Genomic DNA, 16,447 nt, shown 5'->3' on the forward strand with positions numbered 1-16,447 from the left:
GGCAATCTCCGGTTACTGGCTTACAGCGTACGCGCAATTTCGATGCGCTCGAAGCACTCGATTTGATCGCCCGGCTGGACGTCGTTGTAGGCCTTAACGCCGATACCGCATTCGGTACCGCTCTTGACCTCATCGACGTTCTCCTTGAAGCGACGCAGCGATTCGAGTTCGCCTTCGAAGACCACGGTGTTGTCGCGCAGCACGCGAATCGGCTTGCTGCTCTTGACCGTACCTTCGACCACCATACAACCGGCGACGGCACCGAACTTGGAGCTGCGGAAGACATCGCGCACTTCGGCGATACCGATGATTTCCTCGCGGATTTCCATGCCCAGCAGACCGCTGGCGACTTGCTTCACCTGATCGATCACGTCATAGATGATCGAGAAGTAACGCAGGTCGACGCCGTTGGTTTCGATGATGCGACGTGCCGATGCATCGGCACGCACGTTAAAGCCGATGATGGTGGCCTTGGAGGTGGATGCCAGCGTTGCATCGGATTCGGTGATACCGCCGACGCCCGAACCGACCACGTTGATGCGGATGGCATCGGTGGACAGTGCGGTCAGGGATTCGCGCAGAGCCTGCACCGAACCTTGAACGTCCGCCTTGACCACCAGATTCAGCGTCTGCTGATCGGCAGAACCCATTTGAGCCAGAATGTCTTCCATGCGGTTAGACGACTTGGCCAGTCGCGATTCACGACGTTTGGCATCACGTTGCTGAGCAACATCCTTGGCCAGACGTTCATCACTTACCACCACGAAGTCATCACCGGCATCGGGAACGCCGGACAAGCCGAGCACCTGGACCGGAATCGACGGCGTCGCTTCCTGCACCTGCTGGCCGTTTTCATCGGTCAGCGCGCGCACGCGGCCATACTGCACACCGCAGACAAGATAGTCACCGCGCTTCAGAGTGCCTTCGTGCACGAGCACGGTAGCCACAGGACCACGGCCCTTATCCAGCGAGGATTCAATCACGACACCCGAGGCACGACCGTCACGGACAGCCTTGAGCTCCAGCACTTCGGCCTGCAGCGAGATCGCATCCAGCAGGGCATCAATGTTGGTGCCTTGCTTGGCGGAGATTTCAACGAATTGCGTATCGCCACCGAACTCCTCAGCCACGACTTCCTCGGCCAGCAGTTCGCTCTTGACGCGCATCGGGTCGGCATCGGCCTTATCCATCTTATTGATGGCAATAATCAGCGGCACCTTAGCGGACTTGGCGTGTTGCACAGCCTCTTTGGTCTGGGGCTTGACGCCGTCATCGGCAGCCACCACCAGCACGACAATGTCGGTCAGCTGTGCGCCACGCGCACGCATTTGCGAGAACGCGGCGTGGCCCGGGGTATCCAGGAAGCTGATCACGCCACTTTCGGTTTCGACGTGGTACGCACCGATATGCTGCGTAATGCCACCGGCTTCGCCGGAGACGACCTTGGTGCGACGAATGTAATCCAGCAACGAGGTCTTACCGTGATCGACGTGACCCATGATGGTCACGACCGGCGGACGCGGTTGCGCCTCGCCCTGATCACCGGCGGCGATGTGCGCCATCAGTGCGTCTTCGACGGTGCTCGCATCGGCGGCTACGGCCTTGTGGCCGAGTTCTTCGGTCACAAGTACCGCAGTGTCGTGATCGATGGTTTGCGTCACAGTCACCATGACGCCCAGCTTCATCAGAGCCTTGACGACTTCGCCACCCTTAAGGGCCAGCTTTTGCGCCAGTTCGGCAACACTGATCGTTTCGCCGATAGCGACTTCGCGAACGATCGGAGCTGTAGGTTGCTGGAAGGCATTACGGGCATCACCGGTACGCGACTGTTCCGGACGACGTCCCTTGGAGCCGCGCGAATCGTTACGACCGCGCGCGGGACCGGCAGAGCGGCGCTGACGCGCATCGCGATCACCGCGCAGGTGCAGACGGTCGTCGGGTCGACGGGCACCGGCAGGACGCGCCGCTTCGGGACGTGCAGCCGCCGGACGCTCTTCGCGGCGTGGCGTATCTGCAGCAGCGGGGGCGGCAGGATGTGCAGGTGCTTCGGCGGAGCGGCGCTCGGTTTCGAGGCGCGCAGCTTCTGCAGCGGCAGCCGCTTCGGCGGCTTCGCGCTGAGCACGTTCGCGCTCTTCCTTGGCCAGACGATCCTTTTCTAGCAGGCTGCGTTGTTCCTCTTCGTTGCGGCGACGCGATTCCTCGAGCTTACGCAAGGCGTCGGCGCGTTCATCCTCAACGCTCATTCGACCACCGGACGAAGCCGGCAGTTCAATCTTGCGCTTGACGCGAACCTGGACCGGGGCACCGCCGGTGCGACCGGCGCCGGTCTTGACCGTACCGGTAGCGCCAACTCCGGATTTCAGAGAAATCGGACGGCGCTCTTTGGCCTCGGACCCGCCATGCGCTGCGCGCAGGTGCGACAGCAGCTTGGCCTTTTCGGCACTGGTAATGGTCTGATCGGCACTGTCAAAGCGCATACCGGCCGCATTGAGCTGCTCAAGCAGCTTTTGCGGCGTCATCCGCATTTGTTCCGCCAGTTTGGCGATGGAGTTGTTTTGTGTCATTTGACGGTGTGAATCCTGTGTCGGTCTTTCTTTTATTCGAACCACGGCTTGCGGGCTTCGAGAATCAGCGTCGCTGCGCGTTCGGCATCCAGCCCCTCAATGCCGTCGAGTTCATCGACGGACATATCGGCCAGGTCTTCTGCTGTGTAAATACCACGCTCACCCAAGGCGATGGCCGTGGCGTCGTCCATGCCTTCCAGGGCCAGCAGGTCCTCGGCGGCAGCTTGTCCTTCGATCTGTTCCTCGGCTGCGAGTTCTGCAGTCAGCAGCGCATCCTGAGCACGGTTGCGAAGCTCCTCGACAACGTCTTCGTCGAACTCGTCCACAGCCAGCAGTTCCGCTTCCGGTACGAAGGCAATTTCCTCGATCGAGGTAAATCCGGCCGCGACCAGAATATCGGCGATCTCTTCGTCGACTTCGAGCTTGTCCTGGAACAGTTGGCTGGCGACCTTGGCTTCGGCTTCGGACTTGGCGGCGACCTGATCGGCCGTCATCACGTTGAGTTGCCAGCCGGTCAGCTTGCTGGCCAGACGCACGTTCTGTCCGCCCTTACCGATGGCCTTGGCCAGCAGATCCTCGGAAACGGCCAGATCCATCGAATGCTTCTCTTCGTCCAGCACGATCGACTGCACTTCGGCCGGAGCCATTGCATTGATTACGAACTGCGCCGGGTTGTCCGACCACAGCACGATGTCTACACGTTCGCCATTGAGCTCGTTAGTCACAGCCTGCACGCGGGCACCACGCATACCGATACAGGCGCCGATCGGATCGGTGCGCGTATCGTGCGCTTCGACCGCGATCTTGGCACGGTCGCCCGGATCACGCGCAGCTGCGCGTATCGAGACTAGACCTTGCGACACTTCCGGCACTTCGAGCTTGAACAGCTCGATCATGAACTCCGGTGCGGCACGGCTGATCTGAATTTGCGGACCACGCGATTCGGACTTGACCTCGGTCAGGTAGCCGCGAATGCGGTCACCGACGCGCACGTTGTCACGCGGAATGCCCTTTTCCTTAGGAATAATGCCTTCGGCATTCAGACCCAGGTCGACCAGGATGTTACCGCGGTCAATGCGCTTAACCGTACCGGTCACCAGTTCACCAACGCGATGCTCCCAGGCATCAACGACCAGTTGACGCTCCGCTTCACGCACCTTGCTGATGATGACTTGCTTAGCAGTTTGCGCCGTAATGCGGCCGAACTCGGGGTTGTCGATCTTTTCCTCGATCAGGTCACCGACTTCAACTTCGCCGACTTCATCGAGTGCGTCCATCAGACGGATCTGACGGTCAGGCGATTCCATGCGGCAGTCGTCAGCCACGACTTCCATTGTGCGGAAGGTTTCGAACGATCCGTCACGCGCATCGATCTTGACGCGGACGGCAACGTCTTCGTCAGTGAACTTTTTCTTGGCAGCAGTCGCCAGCGCCTGTTCCAGCGCTTCGATGATGATCTCGCGCGAGACGCCCTTTTCGTTGGCGACGGCTTCGACGATGTTCAACAGTTCCTTGCTCATGTCCGGTAATTCTCAGTGGTTACTCGATCTCGACATCCGCGCCGGCATCGGCGGTGTCTAAGGATTGAAGGGGGTGGGAAGATTTGGAATTCGATTTACGTGTGCCCTTGCCTGCGGCTTTGCCGCGACTCGGACCCTTACCCGGGCGATTGTCTCGACCCGATGCATCTTTGGCGGGTGCAAGACCCAGTGCAACCCAGTCCGGCGCTATCCGCGCCTTGTCCACGTTGCCGGCATGAACGGCGAAGGACTTGCCGTCAATTTCAAAATTCAGGGTATCGCCATCGACACCGGTGATCACACCGGTAAAACGGCGACGGCCTTCGACCGGCAACCGCAATGTCACCTTGGCCGATTCACCGACAAAACGACCGAACTGCTCGGCATTGAACAGCGGACGATCGATACCCGGGGTCGACACCTCAAGGGTGTAATTTGAGGTGATGGGACCGGCGACGTCCATCTGTGCCGAGATCTCGCGGCTGGCGGTCTCGCATTCGTCAATGCCGACGGGCGGCAGTTCCGGATCGCGATCAGCGGGGAAATCGATATAGACACGCAGCAAGGCACCACCGGGCGAAGTCAGGAGCTCAATGCCCTCGACCACCAGGCCCAGCGACGCCAGTGGAGGCGTAATCAGTTCGGCAATTTGTTGTGTCTTTTCAGTCATGCTCGTTGTCCGGCGAGGGTGATACGCGACCGGAATACACCGGCGTAGGAAACAAAAAAAGGCCCGACGGGCCCCTACTCCTGAACAACGGATTTCGGACTGATTCACCGGTGAATAACACCGACAGGAATCAGCTGGCCCAACGCGCCTTGCGGGATCCGCAAGTGCCTGGTCGCAACCAAGTCAGTCAGGTGACCGACTTGCCTCTGGTGCATATTGTAGTGCGCAACACGCGCAACTTCAAGGCTTAAACGAAAAAACGGCACTTCGTGAAGTGCCGTTTTGTCTGATGTAGTGGTAGCGGGGGCAGGATTTGAACCTGCGACCTTCGGGTTATGAGCCCGACGAGCTGCCAGACTGCTCCACCCCGCATCAGAGTTGGCTATTATGCCAGCCGTTTGACATTCTTGTCAACAGTTTATTTGATTAAAATCCAAATGCCTGGCGACACCAGTTCATCAACGGGTCAAAGAAGATACCAAGCACCAGCAGACCCACTGCATTAGCAGTCAGCAGCCAGCGGCCTGCCACATCGGAACGGAACTGCATCGGTTCGGCTTCCGGAGCCGCTTCGAAATACATCACCTTGATCACGCGCAGGTAGTAGTACGCACCGATCACGGCAAAGATCACGCCGACAATTGCCAGCCACAGCATGCCCTGGTTAATCGCTGCCCACAGCACCGCCCACTTGGACCAGAAGCCCAGGAACGGCGGCACACCGGCCATTGATGCCATCACCAGCAGAATCATCAAGGCCATCCACGGCGAACGTTGCGACAGACCGCGATAGTCTTCGAGACGATCGGCTTCGTAACCGCGATGCGAAAGCAACGTCACTGCGCCAAAGCCTGCGGCTGCCATGAGTGCGTAGCTGATTGCATAGAACATGGCGGCACTGAAGCCCTCTTTACCGCCTGCTGCCAGGCCGATAAACAGAAAGCCCACATGCGACACGGTCGAGAATGCCAGCAGACGCTTCATCTGTGACTGCATTAGTGCCGACAGATTGCCGAACAGCAGCGACAACACGGCCAGACCGGCCAGCAACATCTGCCAATGCGCAGCCAAAGGACCTGCACCCTGCTCCAGGAGACGGTACGTCATGCCGAAAGCAGCGATCTTAGGAGCCGAACCGACAAACAGGGTCATCGGAGCAGCAGCGCCCGTATACACATCGGGCAGCCACATATGGAACGGTGCGGCGCCGAACTTGAAGGCAATACCGGCAACGCAGAAGACCACACCGGTGACCAGCATCGGATCGGAACCGGCTGCCGTCAGCTTGGCGCTAATCGTGGCCAGGTCGAGCGAACCGGTACCACCGTACAGCAAGGACATGCCATACAGGAGCAGACCCGAGGCCAAGGCACCCAGCACGAAATACTTAATACCGGCCTCGGAACCTGCCGGCGAATCGCGATCCGCAACCACCAGCGCATACGAACACAGGGCCAGCATTTCGAGCGAAACGTAGAGCATGGCCAGATTTCCGGCGGAAACCAGCAGCATCATGCCCAGCGTCGCAAACAGCATCAGTACACTGACTTCACCCTGGTACTGATCGCGTTCACGCAGGTAACCCCACATGTAGACCATGCCCATTGCACTGACCAGCAGAATTGCAACCTTTAAGACATCGGCCACGGTGTCGCGGACGAACATGGCGCTCAGCACCGTGCTATGCCCGCCGATACCGGCCAGCAACAGAGCGGCAGCAACGCCCAAGGTCAGCAAGGACAGCACGTGCGTCGCAATGCGCGTACGAGTGCTCAGGAACAGGTCCATCAGCAGGATGGCGAAGGCGCCACCGGCAATCACCAGCTCCGGCAATAGCGGCATGAAATCGGCGGCGGTTCGAATGGGAAAGTTCATAGAATCAATAGCCTTGGGATATCCCGTCTCAGATCTTGCTCTTGGCCAGATCGGAGACAAGCTGCGCGATCGCAGGTTCCATCATGTCGGTAAGTGCTTTCGGGTAAACGCCAAGCCACAGGACGCCGGCAGCGAACACGCCCAGCACCAGAACTTCGCGCCAATTGAGATCCTTCATCTTGGCGACTTCGGGATTGGTCACATCGCCCCATAGCACGCGCTTGGTCAGCCACAGCGAGTAGCCGGCACCAATGATCAACGTCAGTGCAGCCAGGAATGCAAGCCATGGGCGCAACTGGAACGACGCCAGAATTACCATGAACTCACCGACAAAACCGGAGGTCCCGGGCAGACCCGAATTGGCCATCGCGAACAGAACATAGAACCCGGCAAACCAGGGCATCGCGTTCGCCACACCACCGTAATCGGCAATGCGACGCGTATGCAGTCGGTCATACAGCACACCGATGCCGGAGAACATGGCGCCGGAGATGAAACCATGAGAGACCATTTGGACCATGGCGCCTTGCAGGCCCAAACGTGCGGCGTCGGTCGCCTGCAGATCACGCACCAGCAAGGCGGCCATAAAGGTACCCAACGTGACGAAGCCCATGTGCGAGATGGATGAATAGGCCACCAGCTTCTTCATGTCATCCTGCGCCAGAGCAACGAGGCCGACATAGACCACTGCGATCAGGCTCAGTGCCACGACTACCCAGCCGTATGCATAGGTCGCATCCGGAGTAATGGGCAGATTAAAGCGCAGGAAGCCGTAACCGCCGATCTTGAGCATGATGGCTGCCAGGATCACCGAGCCGGCAGTCGGCGCTTCGACGTGGGCATCGGGCAACCAGGTGTGGACCGGGAACATCGGCACCTTGACCGCAAAGGCCACAAGGAAACCGAAGAACAGCCAAGTCTGCTCCTTGAGTGTCAGGCCGGCCGCGTGGAAGTCTGCCAGTTGCCAGCTGCCGGTCTTGATGTACAGGTAGATCAGGCCAACCAGCATGAACACCGAACCGAGGAAGGTGTACAGGAAGAACTTGACGGCTGCATACATGCGGCGCGGGCCACCCCAGACACCGATGATGAGGAACATCGGGATCAGCATGCCTTCGAAGAAGACATAGAACAGCATGGCGTCCATGGCGGCAAAGACACCGACCATCAGGCCTTCGAGGATCAGGAAGGCGGCGTAATACTGGCTGACGCGACGGTCAATCGAAGTCCATGCACCGATCATGACCAGCAACGAGGTCAGCGTGGTCAGTGCGATCAGCGGCACGGCAATGCCATCCGCACCCAGGTGGTAACGGATATTCAGGCTACTGATCCAGCTCAGGTTCTCTTCGAACTGCATACCGGCCGTGGCGTTGCTGAAACCGAGCAGCAGCGGCACAGTCATCAACAGCGTCAGCGCAGCGATGCCGCTGGCAAACCATTTGGAGGAGGTGGATCGGGAATCGCCGAACGCAAGCGTTGCCAGTCCGCCGAAGATCGGCAGCCAGATCAGAATGCTAAGCAAGGGCCACTGAGTCACGGGAAGGTCCTTGTAGTTAGAGCCAGAAACGAATTACGAGACCGAGCAGCAGAATCAGCCCTACGATCATCGCAAACGCGTAGTGGTAAAGGAAACCGGACTGCAAGCGGCGTGCAACACCCGCAGCAGCTCCAATCGAGTTAGCAGAACCGTTGACGGCAACACCGTCAATGGCCTCGGAATCAAATGCGCGAGCCAACTTGGCCAGCATTACGCTGCCACCGGCAAAGCCGTTGATCCAGAGCTTGTCGAAGCCGTACTTGTTTTCCAGCACGCGGATCGGCAGGCGGAAAATAGAGGCAGCCTTAGCAGCCAGTTCCGGTCGCGCCCAGTACATCAGCGTTGCCAGCGCAAAACCGGCCAGCGTCAGCCAGAACGCAGGAGCCATCAGTCCGTGCAGACCGAACTGTACGGCGCCATGGAACTCTTCGGCCAGCTTCGCCATCACCCCACCCTCCGGCAGGTGAATTGCACCGTCAAAGAACGGACGCACGGCATGGTGACCATCGGTGCTCTTGCCGAACAGCAGCGGACCTGCAGTCAGGAAGCCAATGATGATCGAAGGAATGGCCAGCAGCACCAGCGGTACAGTGACAACCCACGGCGACTCATGAGGTTCGTGGCTGCCATGATGATCGTGGCCGTGGTCATCGTGACCGGCGTGGCCGTGATCATCGTGGTGCGCATCACGGAATCGTTCCTTGCCGAAGAAGGTCATGTACAGCAGGCGGAAGCTATAGAACGACGTCACAAACGCACCAAGCAGCACTGCCCAGTAGCCGTACTGAGCAATGAATCCGCCGTGATGCATGGCGTTTTCCTTAGCCGCTTCGATGATCGTGTCCTTGGAGTAGAAGCCGCTCAGGAACGGCGTACCGATCAGGGCCAGCGTACCGATGAGCGAGGTCCAGAACGTAATTGGCATGTACTTACGCAGACCGCCCATACGGCGCATGTCCTGCTCGTGATGCATACCGATGATCACGGAACCCGCTGCAAGGAACAGCAAGGCTTTAAAGAAGGCGTGAGTCATCAGGTGGAAGACTGCCGCGTTGTAGGCAGCCACGCCCAGAGCAACGGTCATGTAACCCAGCTGCGACAGCGTGGAATACGCCACCACGCGCTTGATGTCGTTCTGCACGATACCGATCAGGCCAGTCCAGAATGCGGTCGTTGCACCGATAAACAGAATGAACTGCAGCGCAGTTTCGGACAGGTTAAACAGCGGCGACATACGGGCGACCATAAAGATGCCGGCGGTCACCATGGTGGCGGCGTGGATCAATGCGGAGATGGGAGTTGGGCCTTCCATCGAATCCGGCAGCCATACGTGCAACGGCACTTGCGCCGACTTACCCATCGCACCGATAAACAGGCAGATGCAGATGACGGTCGGCACGGCCCAGAACACGCCCGGCAGGACCTCAAGCGTTTTGCCGACCCAGGTCGGAGCCGATGCAAACACTTCGGTGTAATCGAGCGAGCCGGACATCATCAGCACGCCGGCAATACCCAGCAGGAAGCCGAAGTCGCCGACGCGGTTGACCAGAAACGCTTTGAGATTGGCAAAGACGGCCGAAGGCTTCTTGAACCAGAAACCGATCAGCAGGTAAGACACCAGACCCACTGCTTCCCAGCCGAAAAACAGCTGCATGAAATTGTTGCTCATAACCAGCATCAGCATGCTGAAGGTAAACAGCGAGATATAGCTGAAAAAGCGCTGGTAACCCGGATCGTCTTTGATGTAGCCGATGGTATACAGATGCACCAGGGCAGACACGAAGGTCACCACGACCATCATCATTGCGGTCAGATTGTCGACCATAAAGCCGACATGGGCGCTGTAATTGCCCACCTGGTACCAGGTGTAGATGTTCTCGTTAAAAACCGGCGCACCGGCCAGCAGGTCCATCAGAACCTTTGCCGACAGGGCAAAGCTGATGGCCACACCGGCAATCGTGACGATGTGGGCACCGCGACGGCCAATGAACTTTCCGAACAGGCCGGCCAGGATGGACCCCAGCAGCGGCAGCAGAACGATGGCGAGAAGTATGGACTTGGAAATCATGCCGTCATCAGCCCTTCATCGTATCGAGTTCGTCGACGTTAATCGTCGCGCGGTTACGGAACAGTGTCACCAGAATCGCCAGGCCGATGGCGGCCTCGGCTGCAGCGACGGTCAGAATAAAGAAAACAAACAGCTGCCCTGCCTCATCACCCAACTGGCGCGAGAAACCGACAAAGTTGATGTTCACAGCCAGCAGCATCAGTTCCAGGCACATCAGCAGCAGAATCACGTTCTTGCGGTTGATGAAGATGCCGGCAATGCTGATGCAGAACAGGATGGCGCCAAGCGTCAGGTAGTGGCTGAGGCTCAAGCTCGAAGGAATGGCACTCAAGAAAATCATGCGGGGTCTCCGTTACTGTCCGCGGGTACAGCCACCGGCTCCGGGTCACGGAGCGGACGTGATACTTCCGCATCCATCTTGACCATGGTGAAGCGGTCCTTGGCACGTGCACGTGCCTGCTCCGCCGGGTTCTGATGGCGCGCGCCGACGCGACGACGCAGCGTCAGCATCACGGCAGCAATCACCGCAACGGTAAGGATCACAGCGGCTGTTTCGAACGGCAGCAGGAACTCGGTAAACAGCTTACGCGCCAGCCAGGTGACATTATTGGTGCCTTCGACATCGCTGGCGATGGCCGGCAATGCAGCCGTCTTGGCCTTGACACCGATCAGGATCAGGATCTCAGCCAACATGATGATGGCCACCGTCAGACCGACCGGCAGATAACGGACAAATCCCTCGCGCAGCGGCGCGGTATCCATGTCAAGCATCATGATGACGAACAGGAACAGCACCATGACGGCGCCGACGTACACCAGAATCAGGGCAACGCCCAGGAATTCGGCACCGGCAATCAGCCAGACGCAGGCGACTGAGAAGAACGTAACGATCAGGGACAGTACTGCGTGCACCGGATTACGCAGGCTGATCACTGCAAGTGCCGAGAGCACGGCGACTGCAGCAAACAGATAAAAAGCGATTGATGTGAAATCCATGGTCCCTGCCCTTAGCGATACGCCGCATCAGCGGCACGGCGTTCAGCGATTTCCGGCTCCAGCCGGTCACCGATGGCGAGCAGCGTCGGCTTGGTCAGAATGTTCTGGCCGCGCTTTTCGAAGTGATATTCGTGCACTTGGGTTTCGACGATGGAATCAACCGGGCAGGATTCCTCGCAAAAGCCGCAGAAGATGCACTTGAACAGATCGATTTCATAGCGAGTCGTACGGCGGGTGCCGTCAGCACGCTTTTCGCTGTCAATGGTGATGGCCAGTGCCGGGCAAACGGCCTCGCACAGTTTGCAGGCAATGCAGCGCTCTTCGCCGTTCGGGTAACGACGCAGTGCGTGGATGCCGCGGAACCGTGGCGACTGTGGAATCTTTTCCATCGGGTACATGACCGAATACTTGTCTTTAAACAGGTAACCGGCGGTCAGGCCCAGACCCTGGAACAGCTCCAGCATCAGCAGGCTTTTGAAGTAGGAAATTATCTTGCTCATTTCTGGACCTTAGACTCCCGGCACAAAGACTTTGTAATACGCCATCAGAGCCACAATCACGATCCAGGCAATGGTCAGCGGGATAAAGACCTTCCAGCCCAGTCGCATGATCTGATCGTAACGGTAACGCGGGAAGGTAGCGCGGAGCCAAATGTAAACGCTCATGAAGAACGCAACCTTGATCAGCAGCCACCACCAGCCGTCGACGGACAGGAACGGAATGCCCCAGCCCTGAAACGGACTCAGCCAGCCGCCGATAAAGAAGATCGAGATCAGGAAGCTGATCAGAATCATGTTGGCGTATTCGGACAGGAAGAACAGCGCAAATGCGGAGCCCGAGTACTCGACCATGTGGCCGGCCACGATTTCGGATTCGCCTTCAACCACGTCGAAGGGTGCACGGTTGGTTTCCGCCACGCCGGAAATCATGTAGACGAAGAACAACGGCAGCAGCGGCAACAGAAACCAGTCAAACAGACCGTTGTCGCCTGCTTGTGCCTGCACGATCTCCGACATGTTCAGGCTGCCGGCAGCAACCATCACACCGACCATGGCAAAACCCATGGCAATTTCGTAGGACACAACCTGCGCTGCTGCGCGCATAGCGCCCAGGAATGCGTACTTGGAGTTCGACGCGTAACCGGCAAGGATAATGCCGTACACGCCCATCGACGTCATTGCCAGCAGATACAGTAAGCCGGCATTGGCGTTGGACACCGCAACCTGATACTCGAACGGGATAACTGCCCAAGCTGCGAATGCCGGTGCCAAGGCGATCAGCGGTGCAAGAGTAAACAGTACTTTGTCGGACTCTGCAGGTCGGATGACTTCTTTGAAGAGTAGCTTAAAGACGTCTGCAAAGGCCTGAAAGATGCCCATACCGACATACATCGGACCGTGGCGGATGTGCATCCAGCCGATCAGCTTGCGCTCCCAGACCACATAGAATGCCACGGTCACGATTACGCCCAACGAGAGCACCACGATCCAGAGGAGCGACCACAGCACGATGCCGAGCGGTCCCAAGGTGTTGAGGAAATCGTGCAGCTGTTGAATCAGGTTCATGATCATGCGCCGGCCTCCGCAGTGGGATTGGCGGATGCGGTATTGACATGAGTCGAAGCCGCCAGCGCCGCAGTGGCACCATGACCGAGTTCAACCCAGGCAACACCCTTGGCAACGCGCGCGTTGAGACGAACCGGCAAGCTCGCCTGCCCCACTTCGGCCTGGACGCGAATCACCTGTCCGGCGGCGATGCCGGCTGCAGCCGCATCTTCGGGGTGCATGACGACACCGGCTTCGACATTCAGCGGGTGCTCCTGCAGCGCCTGAGCGCGGCGGACCGTTGCGTCGCTGCGGTAGATCGCCTGCGAGGTGGCCAGCTCAACCGCACCGTCGCTAATGCGCGGCTGCGACGTACTTGAGACGGAAACCGTAGTGGCTTGCATTTGATCCTGCAGACCGTTCCAGTCCGTGAAATCAAAGCCGGCGGCACCGAGCTTTTCGCCCAGCACGCGCAGAACGCGCCAGCCGGGACGGGCTTCGTTCGGCAACTTGGCGCCGGCGACTGCGAACTGGTCTTCGCCGTCCATGTTGGTCAGCGAACCGTCAATTTCGGGGAGCACACCAATCGGCAGAATCACATCGGCTACGGCACGAGTCGAACGGCAAGCATATTGGCTAAATGCCACGACCTTGGCGGCCTTAAGTGCCGAATTGGTAGTGGCGACATCGGCAAAATCCAGGCCCGGCTCAATGCCATACAGCACATAAGCACTGCGCGGCTTGCGGGTCATGGCCAGTGCATCGTCACCGGTCGGCAGCACGCCATAACGGCTCAGTCCGACGGCGTTGGCACCTTGCGGAATACGGACAACCCGGCCGCCAACTGCATCGGCGAACTTCAGCGCGGCGGCGCGAATGGCTGCAGCATAGGCAGAATTTTCAGCGATACCACCGACGATCACGACGGTATCGCCTTCGGCACCCTTGACTGCATCAATCAGTGCGGAATCGCCCAGCGCTGTTGCAATGGTCGAAGGCGGGGCCAGTTCGATACCGGACATGGGCACCGAGAAATCAAATTCGACCGGGTTGACTGCGAACACCTTGGCGCCCTTGCGTTGTGCCTGACGGACACGGTGCAGGAGCAGCGGCATTTCGGCGCGCAGATTGGTACCGACCAGAACGATGCGCGCGGCGCGTGCGATCGAAGCGATGGCTACCGGCGAGGCTTCGGCGGTAGCGGCGTCACTCAGATCCAGCTGGCTGATGCGGTGATCGATATTGCCGCTACCCAGTTGAGCTGCGATGCGGGCGAGCAAGGCGCCCTCTTCGTTCGTCGTGGACGGATGCACCAGGAAGCCGCTTTGTTCGCCACCGGCGTCGCGCAGGATCTCAGCCGCCTTGGTCAGCGCCTCATCCCAGCTCGCAACGCGGAAGTCATCGCCTTCGCGAATCATCGGCGCCTGCGCACGATCAGCGGCCTGCAAGCCCTGATGCGAATAGCGGTCGCGGTCGGACAGCCAGGATTCGTTGACGTCATCGTTGTCGCGCGGCACGGTACGCAGCACTTCTCCGCGGCGCAGGTGCAGGTACAGATTGCTGCCCAACGCATCGTGATAACCGAGCGAAGGCTTGGCGGTCAGCTCCCACGGACGGGCCTTGAACTGGAACACCTTGTTGGTGAGCGCGCCAACAGGGCACACATCGACCACGTTGCCCGACAACTCAGTCGTCAGCGGCTTGCCGTCGTAGGTGCCGATTTGCAGATTCTCACCGCGGTACATGCCGCCGAGCTCGTATGTACCCGCGATTTCAGCGGTAAAACGAACGCAACGCGTGCATTGAATGCAGCGCGTCATTTCTGTGGCAACCAACGGACCCAGATCTTCGTCGGGCACTACACGCTTACGGTCGACGTAACGCGAGACCGAACGGCCATAGCCCATGGACACGTCCTGCAGTTCGCACTCACCACCCTGATCGCAGATCGGGCAATCGAGCGGATGGTTCACCAGCAGGAATTCCATGACATTGCGTTGCGAACCCAGCGCCTTGTCGGAACGGGTCAGCACCTTCATGCCATCCATGACCGGCGTTGCACAGGCCGGTGCGGGCTTGGGCATCTTTTCCACTTCGACCAGGCACATACGGCAGTTTGCCGCAATGCTCAGCTTGTCGTGGTAGCAGAAACGCGGGATCGGAATACCGGCCTTGTCGGCGGCTTCGATGATCATCGAACCCTTAGGTACAGCCAGGTGCTGGCCGTCGATCTCGATACCGACGTGACCTTCGGGCACCACAGGCGCCACAGGGGCGGCGGGATTCACGGTACTCATGCAGCCTGCTCCGAAGGGACAACCGTCCCGGCAGCCAAGTCATCAACGTAGAAACGCTTGTTCACGATGGCGTATTCGAACTCATTCCAGAATTGGGCAAGGAAGGCCTGCACCGGCCATGCAGCGGCCTCACCGAATGCACAGATGGTATGACCTTCGATCTGGCCTGCCGCAGCGCGCAGCATTTGCAGATCGTCCATCGTGGCTTGCATTTGGACGATGCGGGTTAGCACGCGATACATCCACCCGGTACCTTCGCGGCACGGGGTGCACTGACCGCAGCTTTCCTTGTAATAGAAACGGGAAATGCGATGGCAGGCACGCACCATGCAGGTGGTGTCATCCATCACGATCACGGCGCCCGAACCCAGACCCGAACCGGCTTTCTGGATCGAGTCGTAATCCATGGTCAGATCCATCATCACGGCGCCCGGCAGGACCTTCATCGAGGAACCACCCGGAATCACAGCCTTGATCTTGCGACCTTCGCGCATGCCACCGGCCATTTCCAGAAGTTCTGCAAACGGGGTGCCGAGGCGTATCTCGAAGTTGCCCGGCTTGGCCACGTGACCGGAGACCGAGAAGATCTTCGGGCCACCGTTGTTCGGCTTGCCCTGACTGAGGAACCACTCGGATCCGTTACGGATAATGGCCGGCACCGACGCATAGGTCTCGGTGTTATTGATGGTGGTGGGCTTGCCGTACAGACCGAAGTTGGCGGGGAACGGCGGCTTGTAACGCGGCTGTCCCTTCTTACCTTCGAGCGACTCCATCAGAGCGGTTTCTTCGCCGCAGATGTATGCACCTGCACCGAGCGCGTTGTAGAGATCGATATCGACGCCGCTACCAAGAATATCCTTGCCCAGCCAACCATTCGCATAAGCTTCGGCCGTGGCCTCTTCGAGATGCTCGAAGGGCTCGTGGTGAAACTCACCGCGCAGGTAGTTGTAGGCAACAGTCGAACCGGTCGCATAACAGGCGATGGCCATGCCTTCGATCACGGCATGCGGGTTGAAGCGCAGAATATCGCGATCTTTGGCCGTACCCGGCTCGGATTCGTCGGAGTTACAGAGAATGTACTTTTGACCGTCGCCCTTGGGCATGAAGCTCCACTTGAGCCCGGTCGGGAAGCCTGCGCCACCACGGCCACGCAGGCCGGAGGCCTTGACCATCTCGATGACGTCTGCAGGCGGAATTTTTTCGGTCAGGATCTTACGCAGCGCTGCGTAGCCGCCGGTCTTGACGTAATTCTCGTACGACCAGGGCTTATCAAAGTGCAGCGTCGTGTAAACGACCTGATGTTCCTTGGGGGCCGGACCGACCGGTCCGTAGCCTTCTGAAACGTGCGAATGTTCGTGTGTCATCGGCGCGCT

13 protein-coding genes and 1 tRNA gene are annotated in these 16,447 nt (G+C 58.9%); 1 reads left to right on the plus strand and 13 read right to left on the minus strand.

Annotated features, from left to right (window positions below; all coding sequences use genetic code 11):
* Nucleotides 1-20 precede the first annotated feature (20 nt).
* From infB to V3390_RS07845, 3 genes are read right to left on the minus strand one after another with little or no spacing between them, the layout of a single operon-like run.
* The gene (gene infB / locus V3390_RS07835; protein WP_331704024.1) at nt 21-2,564 is read right to left on the minus strand and encodes a translation initiation factor IF-2; all 2,544 of its coding nucleotides are present in this window, start codon (nt 2,562-2,564) and stop codon (nt 21-23) included.
* Between the two features lie 32 nt (nt 2,565-2,596).
* Nucleotides 2,597-4,084 (minus strand): transcription termination factor NusA, encoded by a 1,488-nt coding sequence (nusA, locus tag V3390_RS07840; protein WP_331688754.1) that lies wholly within the window; start codon nt 4,082-4,084, stop codon nt 2,597-2,599.
* 19 nt (nt 4,085-4,103) lie between these two features.
* The gene (locus V3390_RS07845; protein ID WP_331704025.1) at nt 4,104-4,754 is read right to left on the minus strand and encodes a ribosome maturation factor RimP; all 651 of its coding nucleotides are present in this window, start codon (nt 4,752-4,754) and stop codon (nt 4,104-4,106) included.
* A gap of 110 nt (nt 4,755-4,864) precedes the next feature.
* Here V3390_RS07845 and V3390_RS07850 point away from each other — a divergent pair, with 110 nt between their 5' ends.
* Entirely contained in the window at nt 4,865-5,005 is a 141-nt protein-coding gene (locus tag V3390_RS07850) for a hypothetical protein (RefSeq protein WP_331688756.1), read from the plus strand.
* Nucleotides 5,006-5,049: 44 nt separating this feature from the next.
* Here V3390_RS07850 and V3390_RS07855 read toward each other — a convergent pair.
* The 10 genes from V3390_RS07855 to nuoF form a co-directional block, all read right to left on the minus strand.
* A tRNA-Met gene (locus tag V3390_RS07855) sits at nt 5,050-5,126 on the minus strand.
* A gap of 54 nt (nt 5,127-5,180) precedes the next feature.
* Nucleotides 5,181-6,629, minus strand: coding sequence for an NADH-quinone oxidoreductase subunit NuoN (gene nuoN, locus V3390_RS07860; RefSeq protein ID WP_331704026.1), 1,449 nt, complete (start codon nt 6,627-6,629; stop codon nt 5,181-5,183).
* A 28-nt stretch (nt 6,630-6,657) separates the two neighbouring features.
* A complete protein-coding gene (locus tag V3390_RS07865) occupies nt 6,658-8,169 on the minus strand; it encodes an NADH-quinone oxidoreductase subunit M (RefSeq protein WP_331688758.1) in 1,512 nt (503 codons plus the stop codon).
* Nucleotides 8,170-8,185: 16 nt separating this feature from the next.
* A complete protein-coding gene (gene nuoL, locus V3390_RS07870; protein ID WP_331704027.1) occupies nt 8,186-10,237 on the minus strand; it encodes an NADH-quinone oxidoreductase subunit L in 2,052 nt (683 codons plus the stop codon).
* A gap of 7 nt (nt 10,238-10,244) precedes the next feature.
* Nucleotides 10,245-10,577: an NADH-quinone oxidoreductase subunit NuoK gene (nuoK, locus tag V3390_RS07875; protein ID WP_331688760.1), complete on the minus strand. Its 333-nt coding sequence runs from the start codon at nt 10,575-10,577 to the stop codon at nt 10,245-10,247.
* Nucleotides 10,574-11,233 carry an NADH-quinone oxidoreductase subunit J gene (locus V3390_RS07880; RefSeq protein WP_331704028.1) on the minus strand — a complete coding sequence of 220 codons (660 nt, stop codon included), beginning with the start codon at nt 11,231-11,233 and terminating at the stop codon, nt 10,574-10,576. The genes nuoK and V3390_RS07880 overlap by 4 nt, the downstream gene beginning before the upstream one ends.
* 11 nt (nt 11,234-11,244) lie before the next feature.
* Nucleotides 11,245-11,733, minus strand: a complete 489-nt coding sequence (gene nuoI / locus V3390_RS07885) for an NADH-quinone oxidoreductase subunit NuoI (RefSeq protein WP_331688762.1) — start codon at nt 11,731-11,733, stop codon at nt 11,245-11,247.
* A 9-nt stretch (nt 11,734-11,742) separates the two neighbouring features.
* Nucleotides 11,743-12,804, minus strand: a complete 1,062-nt coding sequence (gene nuoH, locus V3390_RS07890) for an NADH-quinone oxidoreductase subunit NuoH (RefSeq protein ID WP_331688763.1) — start codon at nt 12,802-12,804, stop codon at nt 11,743-11,745.
* Entirely contained in the window at nt 12,801-15,074 is a 2,274-nt protein-coding gene (gene nuoG, locus V3390_RS07895) for an NADH-quinone oxidoreductase subunit NuoG (RefSeq protein WP_331704029.1), read from the minus strand. Before nuoG ends, nuoH begins: the two co-directional genes overlap by 4 nt.
* A complete protein-coding gene (nuoF, locus tag V3390_RS07900; RefSeq protein ID WP_331688765.1) occupies nt 15,071-16,438 on the minus strand; it encodes an NADH-quinone oxidoreductase subunit NuoF in 1,368 nt (455 codons plus the stop codon). The genes nuoG and nuoF overlap by 4 nt, the downstream gene beginning before the upstream one ends.
* Nucleotides 16,439-16,447 lie beyond the last annotated feature (9 nt).

The sequence above is a fragment of the Aquilutibacter rugosus genome (assembly GCF_036541335.1).
In the GTDB taxonomy this organism is placed as follows: domain Bacteria; phylum Pseudomonadota; class Gammaproteobacteria; order Xanthomonadales; family Xanthomonadaceae; genus Aquilutibacter; species Aquilutibacter rugosus.